The sequence below is a fragment of the Candidatus Palauibacter scopulicola genome (genome assembly GCF_947581915.1).
Taxonomy (GTDB): Bacteria; Gemmatimonadota; Gemmatimonadetes; order Palauibacterales; family Palauibacteraceae; genus Palauibacter; species Palauibacter scopulicola.
Genome location: NZ_CANPWG010000068.1, coordinates 47,546 through 71,956 on the forward strand (window position 1 = coordinate 47,546; position 24,411 = coordinate 71,956).

The 24,411-nt window shown below is 69.7% G+C and carries 20 protein-coding genes; 12 read left to right on the forward strand and 8 right to left on the reverse strand.

All coding sequences use genetic code 11. From position 1 onward, the window contains the following. The first annotated feature begins 6 nt into the window (after positions 1-6). Positions 7-366 (forward strand): helix-turn-helix transcriptional regulator, encoded by a 360-nt coding sequence (locus RN743_RS14920; RefSeq protein ID WP_310780985.1) that lies wholly within the window; start codon positions 7-9, stop codon positions 364-366. A 97-nt stretch (positions 367-463) separates the two neighbouring features. Here the strand turns inward: RN743_RS14920 and RN743_RS14925 are convergent, their stop codons facing one another. Next, entirely contained in the window at positions 464-2,944 is a 2,481-nt protein-coding gene (locus RN743_RS14925; RefSeq protein ID WP_310780987.1) for a prolyl oligopeptidase family serine peptidase, read from the reverse strand. A gap of 234 nt (positions 2,945-3,178) precedes the next feature. Between RN743_RS14925 and RN743_RS14930 the strand changes: the two genes are divergently transcribed. From RN743_RS14930 to RN743_RS14945, 4 genes are read left to right on the forward strand one after another with little or no spacing between them, the layout of a single operon-like run. Beyond that, the gene (locus RN743_RS14930) at positions 3,179-3,562 is read left to right on the forward strand and encodes a BlaI/MecI/CopY family transcriptional regulator (RefSeq protein WP_310780988.1); all 384 of its coding nucleotides are present in this window, start codon (positions 3,179-3,181) and stop codon (positions 3,560-3,562) included. Further along, positions 3,559-5,610 carry a M56 family metallopeptidase gene (locus RN743_RS14935; protein ID WP_310780990.1) on the forward strand — a complete coding sequence of 684 codons (2,052 nt, stop codon included), beginning with the start codon at positions 3,559-3,561 and terminating at the stop codon, positions 5,608-5,610. The genes RN743_RS14930 and RN743_RS14935 overlap by 4 nt, the downstream gene beginning before the upstream one ends. After that, entirely contained in the window at positions 5,607-6,875 is a 1,269-nt protein-coding gene (locus RN743_RS14940; RefSeq protein WP_310780991.1) for a hypothetical protein, read from the forward strand. The genes RN743_RS14935 and RN743_RS14940 overlap by 4 nt, the downstream gene beginning before the upstream one ends. Positions 6,876-6,880: 5 nt before the next feature. Beyond that, complete coding sequence (locus RN743_RS14945) at positions 6,881-8,638, forward strand: M56 family metallopeptidase (protein ID WP_310780993.1); 1,758 nt, start codon at positions 6,881-6,883, stop codon at positions 8,636-8,638. A 52-nt stretch (positions 8,639-8,690) separates the two neighbouring features. Here the strand turns inward: RN743_RS14945 and RN743_RS14950 are convergent, their stop codons facing one another. Further along, positions 8,691-9,137 (reverse strand): SRPBCC family protein, encoded by a 447-nt coding sequence (locus RN743_RS14950; RefSeq protein ID WP_310780994.1) that lies wholly within the window; start codon positions 9,135-9,137, stop codon positions 8,691-8,693. A 140-nt stretch (positions 9,138-9,277) separates the two neighbouring features. Here RN743_RS14950 and RN743_RS14955 point away from each other — a divergent pair, with 140 nt between their 5' ends. Beyond that, on the forward strand, positions 9,278-9,622 hold the full coding sequence (locus RN743_RS14955; protein ID WP_310780995.1) for a type II toxin-antitoxin system HicB family antitoxin: 345 nt from the start codon (positions 9,278-9,280) through the stop codon (positions 9,620-9,622). Positions 9,623-9,721: 99 nt separating this feature from the next. On the opposite strand, the gene RN743_RS14960 is transcribed toward RN743_RS14955, so the two are convergent. After that, a complete protein-coding gene (locus tag RN743_RS14960) occupies positions 9,722-10,693 on the reverse strand; it encodes an MBL fold metallo-hydrolase (protein WP_310780997.1) in 972 nt (323 codons plus the stop codon). A 124-nt stretch (positions 10,694-10,817) separates the two neighbouring features. Between RN743_RS14960 and RN743_RS14965 the strand changes: the two genes are divergently transcribed. Beyond that, entirely contained in the window at positions 10,818-12,161 is a 1,344-nt protein-coding gene (locus RN743_RS14965; RefSeq protein ID WP_310780999.1) for a hypothetical protein, read from the forward strand. 28 nt (positions 12,162-12,189) lie between these two features. Here the strand turns inward: RN743_RS14965 and RN743_RS14970 are convergent, their stop codons facing one another. Together RN743_RS14970 and RN743_RS14975 are read right to left on the reverse strand one after the other, a co-directional pair. Then, entirely contained in the window at positions 12,190-12,633 is a 444-nt protein-coding gene (locus tag RN743_RS14970; RefSeq protein ID WP_310781000.1) for a hypothetical protein, read from the reverse strand. Beyond that, complete coding sequence (locus RN743_RS14975; protein WP_310781001.1) at positions 12,630-13,943, reverse strand: FAD-dependent oxidoreductase; 1,314 nt, start codon at positions 13,941-13,943, stop codon at positions 12,630-12,632. The genes RN743_RS14970 and RN743_RS14975 overlap by 4 nt, the downstream gene beginning before the upstream one ends. 76 nt (positions 13,944-14,019) lie before the next feature. On the opposite strand from RN743_RS14975, the gene RN743_RS14980 reads away from it, so the two are divergent. After that, positions 14,020-14,490 (forward strand): DinB family protein, encoded by a 471-nt coding sequence (locus RN743_RS14980; RefSeq protein ID WP_310781003.1) that lies wholly within the window; start codon positions 14,020-14,022, stop codon positions 14,488-14,490. 46 nt (positions 14,491-14,536) lie between these two features. On the opposite strand, the gene RN743_RS14985 is transcribed toward RN743_RS14980, so the two are convergent. Further along, positions 14,537-14,788 (reverse strand): FeoA family protein, encoded by a 252-nt coding sequence (locus tag RN743_RS14985; RefSeq protein WP_310781004.1) that lies wholly within the window; start codon positions 14,786-14,788, stop codon positions 14,537-14,539. Positions 14,789-14,986: 198 nt separating this feature from the next. Between RN743_RS14985 and RN743_RS14990 the strand changes: the two genes are divergently transcribed. Together RN743_RS14990 and surE are read left to right on the forward strand one after the other, a co-directional pair. Beyond that, on the forward strand, positions 14,987-16,840 hold the full coding sequence (locus RN743_RS14990) for a ferrous iron transporter B (RefSeq protein WP_310781005.1): 1,854 nt from the start codon (positions 14,987-14,989) through the stop codon (positions 16,838-16,840). Between the two features lie 54 nt (positions 16,841-16,894). Beyond that, positions 16,895-17,821, forward strand: coding sequence for a 5'/3'-nucleotidase SurE (surE, locus tag RN743_RS14995; protein ID WP_310781006.1), 927 nt, complete (start codon positions 16,895-16,897; stop codon positions 17,819-17,821). Positions 17,822-17,880: 59 nt separating this feature from the next. Here surE and RN743_RS15000 read toward each other — a convergent pair whose 3' ends face one another. Next, positions 17,881-18,930, reverse strand: coding sequence for a deoxyhypusine synthase family protein (locus tag RN743_RS15000; protein ID WP_310781007.1), 1,050 nt, complete (start codon positions 18,928-18,930; stop codon positions 17,881-17,883). 46 nt (positions 18,931-18,976) lie between these two features. Further along, positions 18,977-20,653 carry an amidase gene (locus tag RN743_RS15005; protein WP_310781009.1) on the reverse strand — a complete coding sequence of 559 codons (1,677 nt, stop codon included), beginning with the start codon at positions 20,651-20,653 and terminating at the stop codon, positions 18,977-18,979. Between the two features lie 194 nt (positions 20,654-20,847). On the opposite strand from RN743_RS15005, the gene RN743_RS15010 reads away from it, so the two are divergent. Together RN743_RS15010 and RN743_RS15015 are read left to right on the forward strand one after the other, a co-directional pair. Continuing rightward, positions 20,848-22,419, forward strand: a complete 1,572-nt coding sequence (locus tag RN743_RS15010) for a serine hydrolase domain-containing protein (RefSeq protein ID WP_310781010.1) — start codon at positions 20,848-20,850, stop codon at positions 22,417-22,419. 11 nt (positions 22,420-22,430) lie between these two features. Continuing rightward, positions 22,431-24,386 (forward strand): CocE/NonD family hydrolase, encoded by a 1,956-nt coding sequence (locus RN743_RS15015; RefSeq protein ID WP_310781012.1) that lies wholly within the window; start codon positions 22,431-22,433, stop codon positions 24,384-24,386. Positions 24,387-24,411 lie beyond the last annotated feature (25 nt).

Here is a 24,411-nt window from a genome sequence, read left to right on the forward strand (position 1 = left end):
GAACGCTTGATCCTCTGGGCGACGGAGGCAATCGCCGAAGCCATGGAGATGCAGGGGCGCACGCGCGCGGAGGTCGCTGAGGCGCTGGGTACGAGCCGTCCCAACGTCACGCAAATCCTCAGCGGATCCCGCGATATGACGCTGCGAACCCTGGCGGCCCTCGCCCAAGCCTGCGGTATGCGCGTGGACCTCAAGCTCGAGCCCCTACCCCAGGTCGCGCACGCACCGGAAGCGACCGGGATCGACTTCGACAAGCTTGAGGTGTCGCGCCGGCGGCTTGGAATCGAAGGGGACGGAGAGAGATGGCCGAAGCAGTACGACGATCCGGCTTTGAGCCGTCTCGTGCTCGGCCTCGACGACGAGTGATCGTGCTCGGCTGACGGCGGTTCCCTCAGCCCCCCCTGCCTGCGCGTTCCCGCGGGAACGTCTCGGGAACGCGGGGGCATCGCAGGGAGACGGTTCATTAGGGGACCAGGGCGTTTGGCTGCCGCTCCTTCACGTGACGGCGCATCCAGTCGAACATCTCCCACACGGTGTGCAGGACCGATTCACGGGCCCGGTAGCCGTGGCTTTCGTGGGGCAGCATCACCAGGCGGACGGTGCCGCCCAGACCCTTTACGGCGTGGTACATGCGCTCGGACTGGACGGGGAAGGTCCCGGAGTTGTTGTCGATGACGCCGTGGGTCAGGAGCAGCGGTTCGTTGATCTTCTCCGCGTGCATGAAGGCGGACATGCGGAAGTAGACCTCCGGCGCCTCCCAGAAGGTGCGGCGCTCGTACTGGAAGCCGAAGGGCGTGAGGCTCCGGTTGAAGGCGCCGCTGCGCGCGATGCCGGCGGCGAAATCGTCGGAGTGCGCCAGCATGTTGGCGGTCATGAAGGCTCCGTAGCTGTGGCCGGCGATCCCGACCCGGTCGCGGTCGGCCACGCCCATCTCGACGAGCTTGTCCACCGCGGCCTTGCCGTTGGCCACGAGCTGCTCCACGTAGGTGTCGTTCGCCGCAAAGCCGCCCACGATCGGCATCGCGGCGTCGTTGAGCACCGCGAACCCCTGCGTGAGGAGCAGAAGGTGCGAGGCGCCGGAGATGGTCGTGAAGCGGTGGGCCGAGCCCCTGACCTGGCCGGCGCCGTCCTCGTCTGCGAACTCGCGCGGGTAGGCCCATACCAGGACCGGGAGCCTCTGGCCGGGCTCGTAGTCGGCGGGCAGGTACAGCTCGCCCGACAGCGGGATGCCGTCGTCGCGCTCGTAGTAGATCTTGCTCTTGGTGATCCCCGCGAGCTGGGGCTGGGGGTTGGGGAAGGAAGTGAGGGCCGTGCGCTCGTCGTTCGCGGTCGCGACGAGGTGGTAGTTCGGGGGCTCCTCGCTGGTCTCTCGCCGGATGACGATCCGGCCGGCGCGTGCGTCCGCGAGACCGACCACGGTCTCGTAGCTGTCCGCGCCCGAGTGGAAGAGTCGCTGCCGCTCGGCGGTCGCCAGATCCAGCCGGTCCAGGAATGGCCGGTCTCCTTCCGGAGATCCTCCCGGGCCCGCCAGGAAGATGCTCGTGCCGTCCATGTGGACGACCGGCTTGCCGGCCCCGTCCTGCTTCATGACCGGGTCGCCCGGATTGCCGTACCAGTCGTCCGTGCTGCGGTCCCAGAGGAGCGCGGGCTGGCCGCCGGGAGCGCCGGGAGCGTCAGCCTGCACGGCCCAGGCGCGGGTCCGCCGCGTCGGCCAGTCGAATTCGTACACCAGGGCGGTCTCGCCGTCCTCGCCCCACAGGACCGGGTAGCCGAAGCCAAAGGCGCCCGAGCCCAGGCGGTGCTCGGTGCGGACGAGTTCGGTGCCCTCGCCGTCGAAGGGCGCCGCGAGGGTCAGCACCCGGTCGCGGTGGGGCACGTCGAGCGCGGGGTTGCCGCCGTCGAGGGCTTCCACGTAGGCCAGGGTGGCGGGCACGCCGGGGCGCCAGGAGAACTGGCGGAGACCGGCGCGGCGAAAGCCCAGGTGCTCGGGGCCGCCCTCGTCCAGCGGCAGCGTGGCGAGCGTGCGCAGGGGCGCGCCGTCCCTGCCGAGGACTTCCACCTCCCTGGCGAAGCGGGAGTCGGGCACGAGGTACGAGTAGGGGCGAACCGTGCGGACGGACAGGTAGTAGTCGCCGCTGGGCGAAGGGTCGAGGGATTCATAGACCGCCGGGGCGCCGATGGCTTGTGCGGCTCCGGTGGCGGCGTCGACGAGGGCCGGCTGCGACGTGAGGTAGTAGTCGAAGAGCGCCTCGTCGTGGGCGTCTTCCAGCAGGTCCTGGAAGGTCCAGGAGGGGGCCGCCTCGCCGCCGGATTCCTGCGTGATGGGGCCGACGGGGATCGCCGCCGGGGTGGGCGCGACGCCGCGGCCAGCGGGGACGAAATGGCAGAGCAGCGAACGGCTGTCGGGCATCCAGGCGCAGGGTTCGCCGCGGGCGCCGTTCAGCGTTGGGCTCGTAAGGGCTCGCGCGGTGCCCGTTTCCGGGTCGGCCAGCCAGAGGGCGACGCCGTCCGAGGTCGTTCGCGTGAAGGCGAAGCCGTCGCCCGCAGGTGACCAGAGCGGTGGTCCCAGGCCGTCCTCGGCGCCGGTGACGTCGCGCGTGTCGCCGCCGTCCAGGTCGACGACCGAGAAACGCACGAATGGCGGCGCGGCGTGCATGCCGTTGGTGACCGGACTGATCCTTCGTCCGGCCAGCCGCAGCATCGGCGCGGCCAGGTCCGCGATCCCGGGCATGCTCTCGCTGTATGCGAGGATCATCCGGTCACCGGACGGACTCATCGCCGCCTGGGGGAACGGCGGGGCCTCGAGGATGTCGACGACGTCCGGAGGTGGTGTACGGTAGGCTTCCTGCGCGGCCAACCGGTCGGATGGCGGCAAAAGCAGGGTGGCGAGTGCGACGAGTGCGACGCGTGCAGAGATGGGGGCGGCGAAGCGACGGATCGACATGGTGCAAGCTCCCGCGCGGATGGGTCCGGTTGCGCTCATAGTAGGCCTGGCAAGCCGGGCGTGACAGCGATGGGCGTACGGCGTTTGCTCCCAGGTGCAACCCTCTGATCAGAGCGGTTGCCTGCAGGGTGTGTTGATTTTTCAGCACACATGCGCCAGGTTTCGTTCTCCGAGGGGGATTTTCGGCCCCCCGAGTGGTTTGTGAGACGTCGCAGGGGAAGGGAGACGATCGCGGTGAGCCCACTTCCGGAGCTGAGCAGACGAGAGCGCGAGGTCATGGATCTCGTGTATGAACTGGGGAACCCGACGGCCGCGCGGATCCGGGAGCACATGGCGGATCCTCCGACCTATTCGGCCGTGCGCTCGATCCTGCGGGGTCTGGTGAACAAGGGACACCTCGTGAGTGAAGCGGACGGACCCCGCTACCTCTATTCGCCCACCATGCCGGCGCTGCGCGCCCGACGCTCGGCCATGCGGCGCGTGCTCAAGACCTTCTTCGGCGACTCCGTGGAGGGGGCCGTGGCCACGCTGCTCGAGTTGCGCGAGGGCGGTCTCTCGCCGGAGGAGCACGCCCGCCTCCAGGAGATGATCGAGCAGGCGGCGGAGGAGGGACGGTGAGCCCTGTCGTGCTGATCGCCCAGGTCACGCTCGTGCTCCTGCTGGCGCTCGCGCTGGCGTGGTTCATGCGGCGGGGGTCTTCGAGGACGCTGCATCTGCTGTGGACGGCGACGTTCGCTCTGGTTCTCGCGCTCCCCGTCCTCGGCCTCTTCGGTCCCTCGTGGGAGATCCCGCTCCTGCCGGCCCGTGGCGGCGAGTCGCCCGCGACCGCGATCGAGCGTGCCACTTCCGCGACGTTCGACCCCGCCCTTGGCCCCTCCGGCCTGATCACGACGCTGGAGGTCGCCGGAATGCGGGAGGCCCTCGTCCAGGCGGTGCGGGCCCGGCTGGCCGCGCGTGGGGATGCGGCGGGGAGCGCCGCGGGCGCGGCCGCGGGGCGCTCCGTCGTCCGGGTCGCGTGGATCGCGTGGCTGGTTGGCTGCGTCCTCTCCCTGGCCTCGCTCGCCTTCGCGGCGCTCCGGCTCCGGAAATTGGTGCGGACGGCCAAGCCCGTGCGCGACCCCGAATGGATGCGCTCGGCCGCGACGCTGCAACGCCGGCTCGGCCTCCGCCGCGAGGTTCGGCTGCTGTCCGGCCCGGCGGTGGCGACGCCGATGACGGGCGGGCTGTGGCGTCCGGTGATTCTGCTCCCGGCTTCGGCCGGGACGTGGAGTCCGGAGCGGCGGGTCGTGGTCCTCACGCACGAACTCATCCACGTGCGACGGCGGGACGCCCTCCGCCAACTGATCCGCCGGGTCGTCCTCGCCCTGCATTGGTTCCATCCCCTGGTGTGGATCGCCTCGCGCCGCGCCGAGCTCGCGAGCGAGAAGGCCTGCGACGAAGAGGTGCTCGCCCTCGGTGCCCGGCCCTCGGACTACGCCCGGCACCTCCTCTTCCTGGCCGCCGGCCTCCCCCGCGGTCCGAGGGCGCTGGCGCTCCCCATGGCGCACCCCATCGTGAAACCCTCAAAGCTCGAGCAGAGGATCACGTCCATCCTCGCGCGCCGACGTCCGCGCCCCAGCCTCGCGCGCGCGGCCCTGACGCTCACGGTCCTCGGCATGGCGGGCGTATTCGTCGCCGCCGCGCGCCCGGTCCAGGTCGGCGAAGAAGCCGCCGCCATCTCGCAGGCGGCCCCCGAGGCTACCACAATCACCGCCGAGACCCGGCGCGAGGCCGCGCGCGAGCGATCCGCCCGAGAGGCCGCGTTCGCCGCCGCCCGCGCCGCCGCCGTTCGCGCCGCCACGCCCCCCGCCGCCGGCACGACTTCATCCGTCGCGCCGCACGAGGTGGAGTGCGTCGCGTCCTCCGATTCGATCCGGTCGTTCGCCTTTCAGGGTGGCGGCAGGGTGGCGCCGAACTGGAAGTGGACGGATGGGCGATTCACGATGGTGAGACGCGTCGAGGGGATGTTGCTCTGCATGCGCGGAGACGGCGATGTCGCGCTGAACGACGCGGGCACCGCGGTCCGCTCGCTGGGCGACGACAGCTGGCTCGTCATCGAATCGACGGGCGAGCGGACACACCGCCTCGCGATCACCGGCGGTCCGGAAGGGATCGCACGTGAATGGAGCGTCGACGGCGTCCAACAACCCTTTGACGCGGAGGCCCGCCGATGGCGCGACCTGATGTTCACCGTCATGAACCACTATCAGGACGCGTGGTTCTCTACCACGGGCGGAGTGCTGCTGTACGGCCGGATCTCCGGATACCGCGACGAACTCTCGAACCTGCAGTCCGCCCTGCGCGACGCGCAGCCGGCGGAGGCGCTCCGCGAACTGGCGCAGGATCTCATGGCCTGGGAGATGGGGCTCCGCCGCATCACGGAGACGATCCGGCGCTCCGATCTCGACACCCAACTCACGGGCATCGCGGAACGGATCGCGGACATCGACTTCGGCGTGGCCGGTCTGATGACGGAGGTCGAAACGTCCGAACTCGAACGCGAACTCCTCGAGATCTCGGAACTGATCAAACGCGAGGCCGAAAGCCCGGGTCTGGAGCAGCGGCTGGAGGAGGTGGAGCGTTCGCTTCGGGATGTGCTCGACGAACTGCGGAGGGCGACGCGATGACGGCCGCTGCGCGCCGACGTCTCGGCGCCGGAGCTGCGGCGGCTCCCACAGCGGTCCTCGTGGCGGTTCTCGCCGCGGTCGGTTTCCACGCGCAGGCAGCGGTCGCGCAGGAGGTCGTGGATCTCCCCGCCGAGGATCGCCTGCTGTCTCCCGATCTCGAACTCGTGTACAGCATCGGGTCCGCCGCGGCAGAGGCCGCGTGGGCCGAGTTCTCGTCCATCACGAGTCTGTGGTTCGATGGCTCGGGGAACCTCCACCTCATGGACCAGACGGCGCCGCTCTCGGGCCGGACACGCATCGTTGTCGTGGACCCCGCGGGCGGGCTCGCGACCGAGTTCGGACGCGATGGCGATGGTCCCGGCGAGTTCCGCGCCCCGAGGCAGATGTATGTGTGGGCCGACGGGAGCACGCTGGTCCAGGACATCATGCACATGGGGTATCACGTCTTCGCCCCGGGCGGCGAGTTCGAGCATATGCTCGGAATGGAGCTGGGTAGCGACATGCGACCGGAGCGCACCGGAATCCGGAGCGCCGTCGGCGGCGCCCGGGACACGTCGACCGGCGAGGAGGGGCGGGCCATCCGGCGCTTCGACCTGTCAGCGGACGAGGTGTCGGAGCAACCGCTGGTGGAGGCCTGGGCGCCCCGCGCGTTGCAGGAGCGAGACCACGAAGCCGACGACCCGGAGGCCATGGCGTCGCGCCCCGAGTGGGGGTTCGAGCCGGGGCTGCTGTTCGACGTGCTGCCCTCGGGCGGGGTCGCGTTCTCGGATTCGTCGGCCTACGCGATCAAGCTCACCGATCCTTCCGGCGCGGTGTCGCGTATCCTGCGCCGGCCCATCCGGCCGCTGCCGGTTACGGAGTCCATGCGGCAGGAGGAGCGCGAACGCCGCCTCGAGCGGGTGCGAAATCCGATCATGACGGGTTCGAGGTCGCCCGAGGCGATGGCGGCGATGGATTTCCTCATGGGGGGGCGGAGGCAAGCGGTCGAGAACATGCGGTTCCATCCGGAGGTGCCCGTGCTCGCGGCCGTCCGCACGACGTGGGACGGTGCGCTGTGGATCCAGCGTAGCGCCGAGCCGGGCGTCGAAGAGCCGGGCCCTGTTGACGTGCTCGCGCCGGACGGCCGCTATGTCGGCACGCTCGCGCCGGATGTCCTCCGCATGCCGCGCGCGTTCGGCCCGGGCGGCCTGGTCGCCTTCGTCGAGACCGATGAGTTCGACGTCCCTGTCATCACCGTGCGGCGCCTGCCGCCCGAAATCCGCTGAGCCCGGTGATCGCCTCGCTCCTGGCCACGGCTCCGGGGGCCGTCGCGCTGACGGCACAAGTCACGTGCCTGTTCCTGCTGGCACTTGCGCTGGCGTGGCTGGCAAGGCGCGGGTCGCCGCAGACCTTGCATCTGTTGTGGACCATCACGTTCGGCGTGGTGCTTTCGCTGCCCCTGCTGGGTGTTCTGACACCGCACTGGAACGTACCGATCCTCCCGGAAGCCGACGGGGCCTTCCATCCGCCCGCCGTTGAAGCCCCCGCTGTCGCACCGGCGGCTGCCGCAGCGGACGAGCAGGGCTCGGCAGATCCGCGCGGCGGCGCGGTTGGCGGTCTCGCGGTCGACCCGCCGACGCAGTTCTCCCCGGCCCTTGTCCGTCTCCTGTTCGTTTCCTGGGTGCTGGGCTGCGCGGTGTCGCTGGCGTCATTGGCGTTCGGAGCGCTTCGCCTGCGCGCGCTGGTACGTGCGGCTCACCCGCTTCGAGATCCGGGCTGGGCGCGCCAGGTCGGCGTGATGCGCAAGGAACTGCGAATCCGCGGCCAGGTGAAGCTCTTGACGAGCGCGCGGGTGCTCACGCCGATGACGGGCGGATTGTGGAAACCGGTGATTCTGCTTCCCGAGTCCGCCGACGAATGGGGCCCCGATCAGCGCGACATCGTCCTGACCCACGAGCTGATCCACGTGCGCCGGCGGGACGCGCTGCGGCAGGTCATGCGGCGGACCGTGCTCGCCCTCTACTGGTTCCATCCCTTGAGCTGGATCGCCTCCCGCCTCGCGACCCTCGCCAGCGAGAAGGCCTGCGACGACGCGGTCCTCGCTCTCGGCATCCGCCCCTCCCATTACGCGCGGCACCTTCTCGTCCTGGCCAGGGGTCTCTCCGCCGGTCCCCGCGTGCTGGCGCTGCCCATCGTCCACCCGTCGCAACTGGAGAGCAGAATCGTGTCCATTCTCGAACGCCGACGTCCTCGTTCGAGCGCCTTCCGCACGGCCATGACGCTCGCGGTCCTTGGTGCGGCTGGCGTTTTCGTCGCGGCCGTCCGGCCCATCCCGGTCGATGACGCGATCCAGGAGTCGGTGCGGTGTTCGGGTGCCACGAATGCGGCACCATCGATGTTCCCGCTGGGCGACGGCGTGCTGTTCGAGGATTGGCGCGGCGGCGAACGCTCGATCGAGAGGTTCGTCGAGGGCATGCACCTGTGCATGCGGGAGAGCGGCGAGGTGGTCATGAGTGCGGACGGCACGACGGTCCAGGCGCTGGGGGCCGGCAGCTGGCTGGTCCTGGAGTCGAGGGCCGGGAGCGTCCACCGGCTCCTGATCACGCGCGGCTCAGGGGGGATCGAACGCGAATGGAGCATCGATGGCGTCCGCCAGACGTTCGACGCGGCGGCGCGGCGCTGGCGTCACCTGATGTTCACGGTGCTGCATGGTTCCGAGGACGCGTCGCAGATCCGGGGCGAGGATGCTCGCCTGCGCGAGCGGATCTCTGACCATCGCGGGCACGTCGCAGCCCGCCGAGGTCTGGTCGAGGCCCTCGAAGGACAGGTGGCCCGCCTGGCTCGGGGAGGAGCCCTGACCGAGCGACAGGTTGAGCTTCTGCGCGGCAGGATCACGGAGATCCGGGCGGAGATGGAGGCGTACGATCTCGATGGAAGGGTTCGTGAGGTCCGGCGCGAGATCGACACCCTCGACGCGGCTGCCCGAGTGGTCGAGGTCGAACGGGCGCTCCAGGACGAGATCGCCGAGCTTCAGCGCCTGATCGGGTGACGGCCACACGCACCCGCGGATAGGCGAAAGACGTTCCCGCGGGAACGTGGCGCTACCTGCCCAGCACTTCCGAGATGGCGCTGTGGCGGTATTCGAAGATGCGTTCGAGATCGGGGCGCACGAACCATCGGTCGATCAGTGCGCCGCCCGGGACCGCGTACGTGACGTGGTCCTCCACGCGCGTGCCCCCGTCCTCCGCCTCGAAACGATGCTCGTGGATCCACTTCCGATACGGGCCTCGACGCTGCTCGTCGATGAAGCCGTGAGGCGGATCCCAGTGCGTGATCTCGCTCTGCCACCGGATCGGGATGCCGTGCAGCCGCAGCCGGTAGTCGATCAACGTCCCCACGCGCATCTCGATCGGTGGCGGCGTCAGGACCCGGAAGTTCACGAAAGGCGGCGTGATCCGCTCCAGGTTGTGGGCGTCGGAGAAGAACGCGAAGGTCCGCTCCAGCGGGCTGGGCACCCACTGCAACGCCGTGAAGACACGGTCTTTCAATGTCCCCCTCCCCCCGGTGCCGTCGTTGACGTGTGGTACCATTATTCGATACCATAGACTTGTGAAGCGCAAGCATCGAAGAACACAAAGGGTGCCGTGGCGAGCATTCGAAATTGGCTGAGGGAGAACGGAGTGGAGCCGTGAGGAACACGATGGAGATCGGCGGCTATCGGGCCGTCATCCAGTTCGACCCCGACATCGAGATGTTCCGGGGCGAGTTCGTCGGCCTGAATGGGGGTGCGGACTTCTACGCCCGGGACGTTTCAGGTCTCCGGAGGGAGGGCGAGACATCGCTCAGGGTGTTTCTGGAGATGTGCGAGGAGGACGGCGTCGAGCCGGGACGCCGGTACTCGGGGCGGTTCAACCTGCGCATCCCGCCAGAGCTGCACGCCAACGTCGCCGCCGCGGCGGCCGCCGAAGGGAAGAGCCTGAATCAATGGATCGCCGACACGCTCGGCGACCGCGTGGCACCCGCGACGGCATGACGGCCGATCAGGCAGACGGCGAGGTAGCCGCCGTCGGCATCGGCCTCCCACACGTTCCCGCGGGAACGTCCGTAGGGTCGCGCAGGGGGACTCGCTCTCTTAGTCGCCCACGCCCGCGGCCAGGAGCTTGCGGTGCATGCCGCGCACGTTGAGTTCGCGCCAGTCGTCGTAGCGGTCCCAGTGGCTGTAGTCCTCCATGAGGACCGTCTCGGCGGTTTCGTCCTCGCCCAGTCCCGCCTCGACGGCGGCCCGCACGGCCGCGTCCAGGTCCCGGTAGTAGGTGAGTTGGCGCTCGACCGCGGCCCGGTCGCCCGGCGGCCCGTGCCCGAACACGATGGTCTCGAACGGGATCTCCAGCAGGCCCTCGATCGCGTCGAACTGGTCGGGGAAGTGGAAACCGGACAGGTCCTGGTACCCGAACCGGTCGCGCGCCACGAAGTCCACCGCGAAGGCGAGGCTGTGCGCCGGCACGAAGCCCACGGCGATGTCGTCGCCGTTGTTGCGGCCCAGGTAGTGGAGTTCGATCTCGCCGCCCGCGAGCGTCATCGTGTCGTCAAAGGTGTCCGTAGGTGGGGGAAGGTCGGGGTTCGCGGCCTCCCTGAGCGGAGCGTCCGCGTTCCGGTGTGCGTAGATGGGGACGTCCGCCCCGAACGCTTCGCGCAGCACCTCGGCGCCCGTCGAGTGGTCCGCATGGTGGTGGCTGTAGACGATGGCCGCGAGTTCGACTCCCGGCGCGACCCGGCGAATCTCCTCCGCGTAGGTGGCAGCCGCCTCGACGGAGATCGGATCGAAGGCGAAGCCCCCCTCCGAGGTCACGACGAACAGGCCGTTGTGGCCGCCCCACCGGAACTGGTAGACGCCTTCGGCGACCTCGGTCGTCTCGAACTGCGGCGCCGCGTCGGCGGCCGCCGCCTCTGCGCCCCCGGCGGGTTCGTCGGACGGTGCCTCCCCTCCTCCGCAGGCGACCCACGACAGCGAAGCGCCGAGGGCGACGAGCGAGAAGAGGGGGATCCGAGGCATCAGGGGGGTCGATGTGCCGGAGATCGGGACGGAAGTGCGCTTGCGAATCATATCTACTATCTCCATAGTAGCTGGCGCGGAATCCCGGGGGAGACGGGACCGGGCGCCGCGCCCACACTCGAACAAACCTAAGCTGCGACGGGGGGCTGCCAAGATGCTGCAGGGAGCTGCCAGGATGAGGCGAACGTCACGACGGAAGGCTGGCCGGGCACCGCAGTGCGCGGCGGGGGTCGCGGCCGGGTTCGCGGCCCGGTTCGCCGGCGGGTGGATGGTGCTGCTCGGGACGGTGCTCTGGGCCGCGCTCGGAGCCGCCGGCCTGCACGCCCAGGAGATGGTCGACCTTCCCGGCGAGGACCGTTCCGTCTCGCCCGACCTCGAGTTGGTGTACACCATCGGATCTGCCGCGGCGGCTGCCGAATGGGAGGAGTTCACGTCCATCTCCGGCGTCGCCTTCGACGGCGCGAGCAACCTCTACCTCCTGGACGGGACCCGGATGGAGTCCAGCGCGCGCGTCGTCGTGGTGGATGCGACAGGACGTTTCGTGCGCGAGTTCGGCCGCGCCGGGGACGGCCCGGGCGAGTTCCGGGCCGCGACGCAACTCGTGGTGTGGGAGGACGGGCAGGTCCTGGTCGAGGACATGTTGCACGCGGGTTACCACGTCTTCAGCTCCACCGGCGAGTTCGAACGCATGGTGAGGGAGGGCGGCGGCATGGGGTTCGCCATGGCGCGCCGCCCGAACCTCCGTCCCGAGCGGACGGGCGCGCGCACGCTGATCGGCCGCAGCGGACGCACGATCCAGCGCGTCGACATGTCCTCGGAGGACGTCGAAGATCGCGTCATCGCGGAGGCCTGGGCGCCGGTCGAGGACGATGGCCCGCGGAGCGGCGACCTCGAAGACATGATCGACGAGGAATGGGGGTTCGAACCGGACCTGCTGTTCGACGCGCTGCCATCGGGCGGGGTCGCGTTCTCGGACTCGTCGGCCTGGGCCGTCAAGCTCACCGATCCGTCGGGCGCGATCTCGCGCACCCTGCGCCGGCCGATCCGGCCGCTGGCCGTGACGGAGGAGATGGAACGGGAGGAGCGCGAACGGCAACTTGAGGCCGAGAGCAACCGCACGATCACGCAGCGCGGGAGCGCACCGCCCGCCGCGGTCCGCGAGATGATCGACAACATGAGGTCGCTGCAGCGTGAGGCCCTCGAGAACATGCGGTTCTTCCCGGAAGTGCCGGTCATCGCGGCCCTGCGCGCGACGTGGGACGGCGCGCTGTGGGTCCAGCGGAGCACGGAGCCGGGTTCGGACGAACCGGGCCCCATCGACGTGATCGCCCCGGACGGGCGCTACCTCGGCACGCTCGAGACCGGAACCGCCGCGCTGCCCGACATGCCCGATGCCTTCGGTCCGGACGGCCTCGTCGCCTTCATCGACACGGACGAGTTCGACGTCCCCGTCATCACCGTGTGGCGGCTCCCACCCGCGATCCGCCTGGAGTCCGCGCGACCCCCCCCGGCCCGATGAAAGGGCACCACTTCGGGGCTATGGAAAGCTAGGTATCGGCCGCCGGCCCGCGGAATGTGTTCCGTACGCGGAGCGATCGCCGGAAGTAGGCCGTCCAGATCGTCGCCCACGCCAGAGACCCGACCACGATGGCCGCGAGGATCGCGATCGCGGCCACCCATTCCTCGGGGTTCCTCCTCTGCGCCGCCGCGTCGGTCTCGAGATTGAAGGGGACGGCGGCCGCGCGCAGCGTGATCACGAGGGCGACGACCCACAGCGCGACGACGTTCCACCTTGGGGCTCGTGGCGACTTCAGGAGGATGAGGGCGAGCGGGGACGCGAGGAGAAGGAAGATCGCGCCCAGCAGCCAGAGGGCATAGTCGAGAAACCATCCCGACAGGCCCGCAGAATGGACGAGCAGGTAGGGGATGGAACCAAAGAGATAAACCAGGAGCCAGCCTCCCACGCCGACCGGAGTGCTTTCCCGGTTCATGGTGCCAGCCATTCCGGAGCATGGAAGGTGCCCGCGACGCGGTGCGACATCCGCCGCCGCGAGATCGCCACGGTCGTGCGGGCGCGTTCCCCCGTCACGGTCGCATTGATCTCCGAAGCCGCTCGGAGGCCCGACTGGAGGGCTCCCTGCATCCACCCCCGCTCCCCCGAGGCGTGCTCGCCGGCGAAGTGAATGGAGCCCTCGGGCGATGCCAGTTCCGGGTGCTCGGCGAACGGGGGATCGTTCCGGGTGTACGCGGCCCCGATCCAGGGCTGATGCTCCCACGCGAAGTGGGTTCCGCGCTCCGCGACCTCGCGGGAGCCGGGGAACAGGTCGTCGAAGCGATCGATGAAATCGGGTACGATGGCGCCGGGCTCCATCGCCGCGACCGCGCGCGCCATGTCTCCGTACAGGTAGGACATCAGGATTCCCCGAGGTCCCGGCTGATCCCATGTCGGATGCCACATTTCCGAGAATCCCCCCACGAACGACAGCCCCCATCCGTTCAAGCCGTCCCCCTCCCAATTCCGTTCCGCGTACTGGACGTAGACCCGAGTGACGTCCTGGTAGGAAGTGGCTGCGAAGGCGGCTCGCTTCGCTGCCGAGAGGATGGGGTCGAACACGATCCTGTCGATGACGGGGAGGGGGACGGTACAGATGAGGTGGCCGCCCCTCAGTTCCCCCGCCGCGTCGCCGGTTCCGTGAGCGGCCACGACGCCGGCCTCGTCCCGGACCACCCTCGTCACCGGCGAGCCGTACCGCACCCGGTCTCCGAGCGCTTCGGCAAAGGCCAGCGGCAGGGCGTCGGTTCCCGCCGGAATCTTGAGCCACGTGTCCCGCCCCCCGTCGAGGAACACGCCCGGCGTCTCCCGGTAGCGGTCTCCCCGCTCGGGAACGATGAGGTACTCACCGTCGTGCGTATAGAAGGGAGAGGTCTCGATCCCGAAGTGATCGATGTAGCCGAGCGTTCGATCGTGGTCCGGCGGGATGCGGGCCGCGCCGGATTCGGCGATGAGGCCGTCGTCGAAGGGCTCGCGAAGTGTCTGTACCCGGCCCCCCGCCGCGTTTCCTGCCTCCAGGACCCGGACATCGTGCCCCGCCCGGACCAACTCGTATGCGGCGACCAGCCCGGAGAGACCGGCGCCCACCACGATCACGTCGACCCGATCTTCGGGTGAGGGCGATGGCGGCACACCGACGACCGGACCCATGCCGTCGCCCGAGCAGCCGGTGCCCAGGGCGAGGGAAACCAGGGCGCCACTGCCGCGGGCGAGAAAGTCCCGGCGGCTGAGTGTTGTATGGTTGTTCACGCTTGACAACGCTCCGGCCGGGGCGCATGATCCGCAATCCGAATAAAAACCGAACACCAAGCCCCACGGAGCATCCATGTCCTACGCAGAAGGTCTGGCCGCACAGCTTGCCATGTCCAGGAGCCTGTTCAAGAAGACGCTGGAGACGTTCACGGAGGAGGATTCGGGTTTCGGGCCCAACCCGGAGCTCTTCACCGTGGCCGGCCACGTGGCGCATGCCGCCGGTACGGTCGACTGGTTCGTCGACGGCGCCTTCGGCGACGGCTGGAACATGGACTTCCAGGGACACCTCGATGAGACGAAGGCCGTCACTTCGCTGGCCGAGGCGACCGCGTGGGTCGACCGGGCCTACGGCCGGGCGATCGAGGTCATCGGGTCCGCGTCGGACGAGGATCTCCGCGCGCCGATCGAGGATCCGCAGATCATGGAGGGGCAGCCGCGAGGGGCGATCGTGAACGGGATCGTGGATCACACGGCGCACCACCGGGGCGCGCTCACGGTCTACGCGCGTCTACTGGGCAAGGTGCCCGTGATGCCGTACGCCTAGAGCGTCGGGTGGCGGGCGCGGACGGGCGGGGGGCCTGTGAGGTCCTTCAGACCTCGCGCACGAAGAGCTGCGCGGCGGATTCGCGGCGCAGCGCGAGGAGGGTGCCCTCGACGGAGATGATCGGGTCTCCCGCGGGGGAATTGCGTACGCGGTGCAGCCTGCAGCCCGGCAGGATGCCGCGCTCCAAGAGCGGCTCGACCTCGTCGCTCGGCGCGTCGATGCGCTCGAGTTCGACTGCCGTACGCAGCGGCACGTCCATCAGCGACATCGGGGAACCGTTCGATCTTCCGTTCTTCACGCCGTTCTTCACGCCGGGATTGTCCCTCACGTTGGTTTGACCCTCGGAGCGCAACATACTAGCGTCTTCGTCAGTTGAGAACCAGTCTCAACTAACGATAATCGTTATCGGTAGTTTCCCGTCATGTCCCCAGTCGCGACCCCAGCGCGCGCCGATCGCGGAGCCGGTACGGACGCGCCCGCTTCCGGGCCGCCCGTCGTGGCTCTCATCGGTCCGCCCAACTCGGGCAAGACGACGCTCTTCAACCGTCTGACCGGCTTGCGGCAAAGGGTCGCGAACTATCCGGGCGTCACGGTCGAGAAGCACGTCGGCCGGGCGCGCTTCGCCTCGGGCCTCGACCTGGACATCGTCGACCTGCCGGGAGTCAGCGGCTTCTCGGCCCGCTCCCCGGATGAGCGCATCACGCGCGACGTGCTGGAAGGCCGGATCGAAGGGTTGCGGGAGCCCGAGGCCATCGTGCTCATCGTCGACGCGGTCCGGCTCGAGACGCAGCTCATGCTCGTCGGCCCCGTCCTCGAACGGGAACGTCCCACGCTCCTCGTCCTCAACATGGCGGACGAACTCGAGGCGGGAGACGGCACGCTGGACGACGAGGCGCTCGCCGCCGCGTTCGGCGTGGAAGTCGTCCGGACGGACGCGCGCACGGGGCGGGGCGTCGAAGCGGTCGCCGACTTCCTGGACCGGGTGGCCGTGCGCTCGGCGACACCGGCGACCGGTGCGACGTCGGGGTCGGGTTCCCGGACCGGACGCGCCGGGCTGCCGACCCTGGACGCGCTCTCCCGCCGCCGCGAAGTGGTCCAGAACGCGCTCGCCGCCGCGAAGTATCGCTCGGCCGGCCCGCCGAAGCTGACGCAGCGTCTCGACGCCCTCTTCCTGCACCGGATCGCGGGCCCGGCCGTGTTCCTCGTCCTCGCCGCGCTCGTGTTCCAGGCCATCTTCACATGGGCCACGCCGATCATGGACGGGGTCGAACTCGGCATCGCCTCCTCCGGCGAGTGGCTCGCGGCGCGGCTTCCGGCGAGCTGGTTCCGGGACCTCCTCATCGACGGCGTGTGGGCGGGGGTCGGCTCCGTCCTCGTGTTTCTCCCCCAGATCCTCATCCTCTTCCTCTTCCTAGGGATCCTCGAGGACTCCGGGTACATGGCGCGGGCCGCGGTGATCGCCGACCGCACGATGCTGAGGGTCGGGCTGCAGGGACGGGCGTTCCTGCCGCTCCTCTCGGCCTACGCGTGCGCGGTCCCGGCGATCCTCTCCGCGCGCACGGTGGAGGACGAACGCGACCGCATGGCGACGATGTTCATCGCCCCGTTCATGACCTGCTCGGCCCGGCTGCCGGTCTATGCCCTCCTGATCGCGGCGTTCATCCCGGAACAGCCGCTCCTGGGGCCGTTCTTCGGGACGCGGGCGGCAACGATGCTCGGCCTCTACGCGCTCGGCCTTGTCGCCGCCATCGGCACCGCTTTCCTGCTCCGGCGCACGTTCCTGCGGGGGAAGCCCGCCGGCTTCGTGATGGAACTGCCGCCGTACCGGATTCCGGCGCTGCGGACGGTGGCCCTTCGCCTCCTGGACCGGAGCAAGATCTTCATCCGCAGGGTGGGGAAGATCATCCTCGCCGTGACCGTCGTCCTCTGGGTCCTGGCACAGTTCCCCCGGGTCGACGGTGCCCCGCCACCGGTCGATGAGAGCGCGCTCGGACAGATGGGGCAGGTGATCGAACCGGCGATCGAACCGCTCGGGTTCGACTGGAGGATCGGGGTCGGCCTCGTCTCATCGCTCGCAGCGCGCGAGGTCATCGTCGGCACGCTCGGCACCATCTACGGAATCGAGGACAGCGACGAGACGTCGCTCGAATTGCGGGCCGCCCTGCAGCGCGACCTGGACTTCGGGGGGGCTATAGCCCTGCTCGTCTTCTTCGTGTTCGCGCTTCAATGCATGTCGACGGTCGCCATGATGCGGAGGGAGACGGCCGGCTGGAAATGGCCGCTGGCCCAGTTCAGCTACATGCTCGCCCTCGCCTACGCCGGAGCCCTGGCCGCCAACCAGTTACTTTAGCGGTCTGGCGTACGGTAACAGACAGAACTCGAGCGAGGATGGGGGATAACTGCGATGAGAACGCCTACTCCAGCGTCGAGCGTCGCGCGGTCGCTCACGGCGCTATCCGTCTTCGGGTGCGCGGCGGTCGTCTCATGCGGCGGGGAGTCCGCGGCGGAGGCAGTCGAAGCGGCGCAGACGGATGCTCCATACCACATCCTTGTGACCAACGACGATGGGATCGAGTCGCCCGGCATTCAGGCGCTCGCGGCGGCGCTGCGGGAGGTCGGCGAGGTGACGGTCCTGGCGCCCTGCAGCCAGCAGAGCGGGACGAGCATGAGCATCAGCCTGGACGAGGAGTTCCGGGTCCGGGCCACGCCGGCGGGGAACTGCGCCGACGTCACGCCGGCCAGCGCCGTCCGCCTCGCGGTGCGCGTGCTCGCTCCGGAATCCGGCTTCGATCTCGTGGTGAGCGGGATCAACATCGGCGCGAACGTCGGTGAGATCTCGCACATGTCGGGGACGGTTGGGGCCGCGATGATGGGGGCCTACCTGGGGATACCGGCGGTGGCGGCCTCGCGGGACTCTGGTCCGGGCGACTTCGAGCACGCCGCCGGCATCGTTGCCCGCTTCGTCTCGGAGCTGCGGCGCCGGGGGCCCGAGACCGGCATCGTCTATTCGCTCAACTTCCCGGCCGCGACGGCGGCCGAGACGCGCGGCATCGCGGCCCGTCCCATGGGCGGCAGCTACTTCGTCATCGACCACGAGGAGGTGACAGGGGATCCGGGCGAAGAGACCGCTGACGCCGAGGGAGAGCGGCGGTTCAGCGTGGTGTTCGTGCCTCCGGAGACCATCCCGGCCGGGAGCGACACCGAGGCGTACAACGAGGGCCTCGTCACGATCACCCCGCTTCGCTTCGACTGGACGGACCGCCCGACCGTTGAGGCTCTGGAAGGGTGGGACCTGGAGGCGCTCCTCGGGGAGAGCGGGAGCGGAGGTTAGGAGACCGGCGACTCGGGTCCGGCCCGTGGCCTGCCCGTCGGGAAAGGCCTGTCTCCCGACTACCAGCCGAGGACGTAGCCGAACACGAGGGGGGCGACGATGGTCGCGTCGGATTCGATGACGAACTTCGGCGTGTCCACGTCCAGCTTGCCCCAGGTGATCTTCTCGTTGGGGACGGCGCCGGAGTACGAGCCGTAGCTCGTGGTGGAGTCGCTGATCTGGCAGAAGTACGCCCAGTAGGGGCACCAGCGGCGCAGGTCCTGGCGGATCATGGGGACGACGCAGATGGGGAAGTCGCCCGCGATCCCGCCGCCGACCTGGAACAGGCCGACGGGCTGTGCGCCGGAGTCGCCACTCGCGTCCACCCCCGCCCCCGCCGCATCCGCGTCGTCGTCGATTTCGGGCGCCTCGGCCAGCGTTTGGCCGGTGCTCGTGCGCGTGTACCACTCCGCGAGCACCACCATGTACTCAGTGCCGCCGAGGACCGGCCCGGGGCGGCTGAGTCCGCCGGCGAGTTGTTCCGCGACGAGGACGTTGCCCAGCGTGGAGTCCTCCCAGCCGGGCACGAACAGGGGGAGGTCGGCTTCCGCCGCCGCCACGAGCCAGGAATCGGCCGGGTCGATCCGGTAGCTGTCGGCGAGGGTCCGGTCACGGATCAGTCGGTAGAGGTACTCGTGCGGGAGCCGGGGCTCGCCCGCGGTGTCGGCCGCCCGCCACAGCTCGCGCAGCGGCGCCTCGACCGCGCGGAATGCCTCGGCCTCGGGGATACAGGTATCGGTCACGCGGTTCAGCCCGCGCCGCTCGAGGTCCTTCTCCTGTTCGGCCGTGAGCGCGCGCCAGTCGGGCACGCGCACGTAACGGTCGTGCGCCACGAGGTTGAACAGATCCTCCTCGAGGTTCGCGCCGGTAGCGCAGATCGCATGCACCTTCCCGGCCCGGATCATCTCCGCGAGGGAGAGGCCGAGTTCGGCCGTGCTCATGGCGCCCGCCAGGGTGACGAGCATCTGGCCTCCGCCATCGATCAGATCGCGCCAGGCCCCGGCGGCTGACCGCAGCGCCGCCGCGTTGAAGTGACGGTAGTGACGGTCGATGAAGTCGGTGAGCGTCACGCTCTCCGTCCGGCTGTCGAGGGCGCGCCTGGCGTCCCGGGCACGCTCAGACCTGTACGGTCGCCTGGAACGTCGGCGGCCGGCGGACGTTCGTCGCCTGCTCGAAGGCGTAGGCGAGACGGATGAGCGTGGCCTCGCTCCACGCGCGGCCGCACAGCGACATGCCGACCGGGAGCCCCCGGATGAACCCCATGGGAACGGACATGTTGGGGTAGGCGGCCATGGCCGGCGGCGTGGAGCACCCGCCCCCGCCTCCGCCGGAGGCATCGAGCGGGTCCTGAATGGCGGGGATCCCCGCCGTGATCCCGACGAGCGCGTCCAGTCGGTGTTCGTCCATCGCGCGGTCGATCCCTTCGTCGCGGGAGAGCCGGTGGCTCGCGGCCAGCGCGTCGAGATACCGCTGGTCGGTGAGCGGTCCCCGTTCTTGGGAGCGCACATGCAGTTCCTGCCCGTAGAGCGCGAGTTCGAGGTCGTGGTTCGCCTCGTTGTACTCGATGAGTTCGGCCAGCGACTTGATCGGCGCGTCCGGGCCGAGCGACGCGAGGTACGCGTTCAGATCCGCCTTGAACTCGTGGTACAGCACCTCCATCTCGTACTCGTTGCCGAACCGGAGTTCCTCCGGGAGCGTGACGGGGTCGACGACGGTCGCGCCCTCCGCACGCATGGCGTCGAGCGCCTCCTCGAAGAGGGCGTCGACGCGGCTGTCGAAGCCGGCGTACTCGCGCAGGACGCCGACGCGGGCGCCGTTGAGGCCGGCCGGGTCGAGCGCGCCCGTGTAGTCGGTCAGGAAGTTGCCCGCGCTCGCGGCGGTGAGCGGGTCGCGGGGATCGACGCCGACCATGGTGCCGAGCATGATCGCGGCGTCGCGCACGGTGCGGGCCATGGGGCCGGTGCTGTCCTGGCTGTGGGCGATGGGGATGACTCCGCCCCGGCTGTGGAGGCCGATCGTGGGCTTGATGCCGACGAGGCAGTTGCGCGACGACGGGCCGACGATCGAGCCGTCGGTCTCGGAGCCGATCGTCGCGACCGCAAGGTTGGCCGCGGCCGCCGACCCGGACCCGGAACTCGACCCGCCCGGCGTGCGGTCGAGCGCGTACGGGTTCCTGCAGAAGCCGCCCCGTCCGCCGTCCCACCCGCGCCCGCTCCAGCCCGACGCCCCGAACTCGAAGGACTTCCAGCCCGCCCACTCGCTCATGTTCGCCTTGCCGAGCAGGAGCGCTCCGGCCGCGCGCAGCCCCGCCGCCACGAAGGCATCCTGAGGCGCGATGGACCCGAGGAGCGCCGTCGATCCGGCCGTCGTCGTCATCCCGTCCGCCGTATCGACGTTGTCCTTGAGCAGCAGCGGGATCCCGTGCAGCGGTCCCCTCGGCCCCGAGGCCTGGAACTCGCGGTCGAGTTCGTCGGCGATCTCCAGGGCGTCGGGGTTCGTCTCGAGCACCGCGAACAGGCGTGGTCCCTGCCGATTCAAGGCCTCGATCCGCTCGAGGTACATCTCCGTGATCGATCGGCAGGTGTACTCGCCCGACCGTATGCCCGCGTGGACCTCGTCGATCGTGATCTCTTCGAGCGCGAAGTCCGGGATGTCGGCCGCCGAGGTCTCGTCCCCCGATCCTCCGAGTCCGGAGCCAGGGGCGTCGTCCCGGGGCGCGCAGCCGCCGAGGGAGAGCAGGGCGCCGGCCGCCGCGCCGGCCTGCAGGAAAGTGCGCCGATCCATCTCGGACATGGTTCGTTCCTTCCGGTCTCGAGGGTCCGCCGCGCCGCGGAAACGCCCGGCCCGGCTCCGCGATGGACGCATCATGGACGCCGCTTCCTCCAACGGTCAATGAGTCTGCTCGCCGCGGCCCCGCTTCGGCCCCATTGACGCCCGCCCGCGTCCCGCTCCACCGTCCGGGGTCACCTTTCCGGAAGGAGATGAGGATGAGGGCCACCCTCACACGTCGCGGCCTCCTGACACGCCGCGGCCTCAAGGGGCTTAGCGTCCCGCTCGCCGTCGTGTTCCTCGGCGCGGCCGAGGTGCGCGGACAGTCTGCCCCCGACTTCTCGTCGGTCCGTGACGAGATCCGGCGCGCGCTCGTGGCCTGGGACCAGCCCTCGATGGCCGTCGCCATCGCGCGGGGCGGGGAGGTTCTGTGGGAGGAGGGGTTCGGGTGGGCGGACCGGGAGCGGCGCATCCCCGCCACGGAACACACGATGTACTCGCTCGCCTCGATCTCGAAGCCGATCACGGCGACGGGGCTCATGATCCTCGTGGAACGGGGCCTCGTCGACCTCGACGCGCCGGCCAACGATTACCTGGGCCCGGCGAAGATCGACGGGCGCGCCTGGGACGCGGCGCGCGCGACGGTAAGGCGCGTGGCGAGCCACACGGCCGGGCTCCCCCTCCACTACCAGTTCTTCTACGAGGACGAACCGCACCGCCGGCCGCACATGGACGAGACGATCCGGCGCTACGCCAACCTCGTGACGGCGCCGGACGAACGCTGGAACTACTCGAACCTCGGCTACGGGATCCTCGACTACATCATCGAGCGCGTCTCGGGGCAATCGTACATGGATTTCATGCGCGACGAGGTGTTCCGGCCGCTGGGTCTCACCCGGACATCGGTCGACATCGGCCCGGGACTGGAGGACTTCACGGCGACGCGCTACGCGACGGACCAGAGTCCGATCGCGTTCTACGACTTCGACCATCCCGGCGGCTCCGCCGTGTTCAGCAGCGCGCACGACCTCGTCCGCTTCGGGATGTTCCACCTCGGCCACGACCTCCCCGAACAGCGGAGGATCATCTCGGACGCCTCCATCGAGGCCATGCGGCAGCCGATCCGGGAGAACGCTCCCACCGACGCCTACGGGCTCGGCTGGGTGATGCGGGACCTTCCGGGCGGCCTGCGGCTCCAGCGCCACGGCGGCGGGATGGGCGGCGTCCGCACGGAACTCGCGATCGCCCCGGAGGAGAACGCGGCGGTCGTCGTCCTCTCCAACTCGGCGACGCCGCTCACCGGCTACGTCTCGAACCTCCTCTGGCACACGCTGTTCCCGGACGCCGTGCCGAAGCCGACGCCGCCGGAGGTCCCGGACCCGCACCGGCTGGAGCGCGAGGGGATCCTCGAGGAGGCGGGGGACGGCGCCGCCCCGCTGATCGACTTCGCGCCCATGCCGGAGCTGGCCGGAGACTGGGTGGGCGAGGTGGACACGCACCTCGGGCCGCACCGGCTGGCGCTCGCGATCGACGACGGGGGGCGCGCCCACGTCCAGCTCGGCGACGACCTGTGGACGCTCCTCAACAACGCCCGCTTTGACGGCGAGTACCTGAGAGGCGGCTTCAGGGGCGACATCGGCACCGAGGACGCGAACCGCACCGACCACGTGCTGTCGCTGGAACTGAAGCTCCGAGGCGACGTCCTCAACGGCTCGATGACCGCGATCACGCTCCCGAACGTGCGCCTGGGCAACGCCCTCACGCACTGGGCCGAACTGCGCCGCCGATGAGGATCCGGGTCATGCTCTGGGCGGTCGCGCTCTTCGCGGTCGCGTGCGGGCCGCAGCGCGACGCGGCCGACGCGCCGCCACCGCCGCCGACCGCCGCCCCGACCGAGGCCGAAGCCATCGCCGCCGCGCACCACGAGTATCTCGCGGCGAACTACGAGAAGTCCGAGTACATGGTCGCGATGCGCGACGGGATCGAACTGTACACGCTCGTCTACGAGCCGCGGGACCGCTCGCGCGAATACCCCATCCTCCTCTTCCGCACGCCGTACTCCATCGGCCCCTACGCGTCCGGTGAGTATCGGAACCCGCTCGGGCCGTCACGGGAGTTCGACCTTTCCGGGTACATCTTCGCCTTCCAGGACGTGCGCGGGCAGTTCCGGTCGGAGGGCGAGTTCGAGGTCATCCGCGCCCCCGCACCGGAACCCCGTGGCCCGACCGATACCGACGAGATCACGGACAACTGGGACACGATCGAGTGGCTGCTCGCGAACGTCGACAACCACAACGGACGCGTGGGACAGTGGGGGATCTCCTACCCCGGCTGGCAGACCGTGATGGGGATGGTGGACGCGCACCCGGCGCTCGTGGCATCGTCGCCCCAGGCCTCGCCCTCGGACATGTTCATCGGCGACGACTGGCACCACAACGGGGCCTTCCGGATCATGTACGCCTTCTCGTGGCTGTCCGGGAACGCCCGCCGGCGCGACGGCCCCACCGACACGCGCGGCGCCCGCTTCGACTACGGCACGACCTCCGGCTACGACTTCTTCCTCAACGCCGGTTCCGCCGCCACGGTGGACGAACTCTACTTCCACGGCGACGTGCCGGCGTGGCGCGACTTCATCGAACACCCCAACTACGACGAGTTCTGGCAGCGGCAGAACGCTCTCCGCTACCTGGACGACGTCCGCCCCGCGACGCTGAACGTGGCGGGCTGGTTCGACACCGAGGACTTCTACGGTCCCATGTCCATCTACCGGACCGTCGAAGCGGAGAATCCCGGCCTCGAGAACACGCTCGTCGTCGGCCCCTGGCTGCACGGCGGCTGGGCGCGCATGGACGGCGACTTCCTCGGCTGCATCGCCTTCGACACGAAGACCTCGCACCACTTCCAGCGCGAGTTCCAGTACCCCTTCTTCGAATACCACCTGAAGGACGAGGGGACGTGGGACGCGACGGAGGCGAACGTCTTCCTCACGGGGACGAACGAATGGCGCGCCTACGATTCTTGGCCGCCGGCGGACGTCACCCCGGTGAGCCTGTACCTGGGGCCGGACGGGACGTTGAGCTTCGAGCCGCCGGCGCGAACCGCCGACTCGGGGGCCGGTTCAGGGGCCGACTCGGTCGTGGACTTGCACGCCGACTCATACCTGAGCGACCCGGCGAGTCCGGTGCCGTTCTCCGCCGAGGAACGCACGACGCTCGGCCACCTGTGGAAGGTGGAGGACCAGCGCTTCGCCTCGGAGCGCCCGGATGTCCTCGTCTACCAGTCGGAACCGCTGGAGGAGGACCTCACGATCGCGGGCCCGATCGGAGCCGAGATCTTCGTCTCCACGACGGGGACCGACTCCGACTGGATCGTGAAGCTGATCGACGTCTACCCCGACGACGCCCCGCCCAGCGCGAACTGCGACGTCCCCATGGGCGGCTACCAGATGCACCTCGCGGGCGAGATCATGCGCGGCCGCTTCCGGAACGACTTCGAGAACCCGGAGCCGATGGTGCCGGGTGAGGTGACCCGGATCGAGATCGACCTCCGCGACCGCTTCCACACCTTCAAGGCCGGACACCGGCTCATGGTCCACGTCCAGAGTTCGTGGTTCCCCGCCTACGACCGGAACCCCCAGACGTTCGTCGACACGTACCGCGCCGCCCCGGGGGACTACGAGGCCGCGACGCAGGCGGTGTACCGCTCCGGCGACTATCCTTCGCGAGTGATCCTCGGCGTCCTGCCGGAATCCCCGTGACCGGAAGACCCAGGAGGAAGGGATG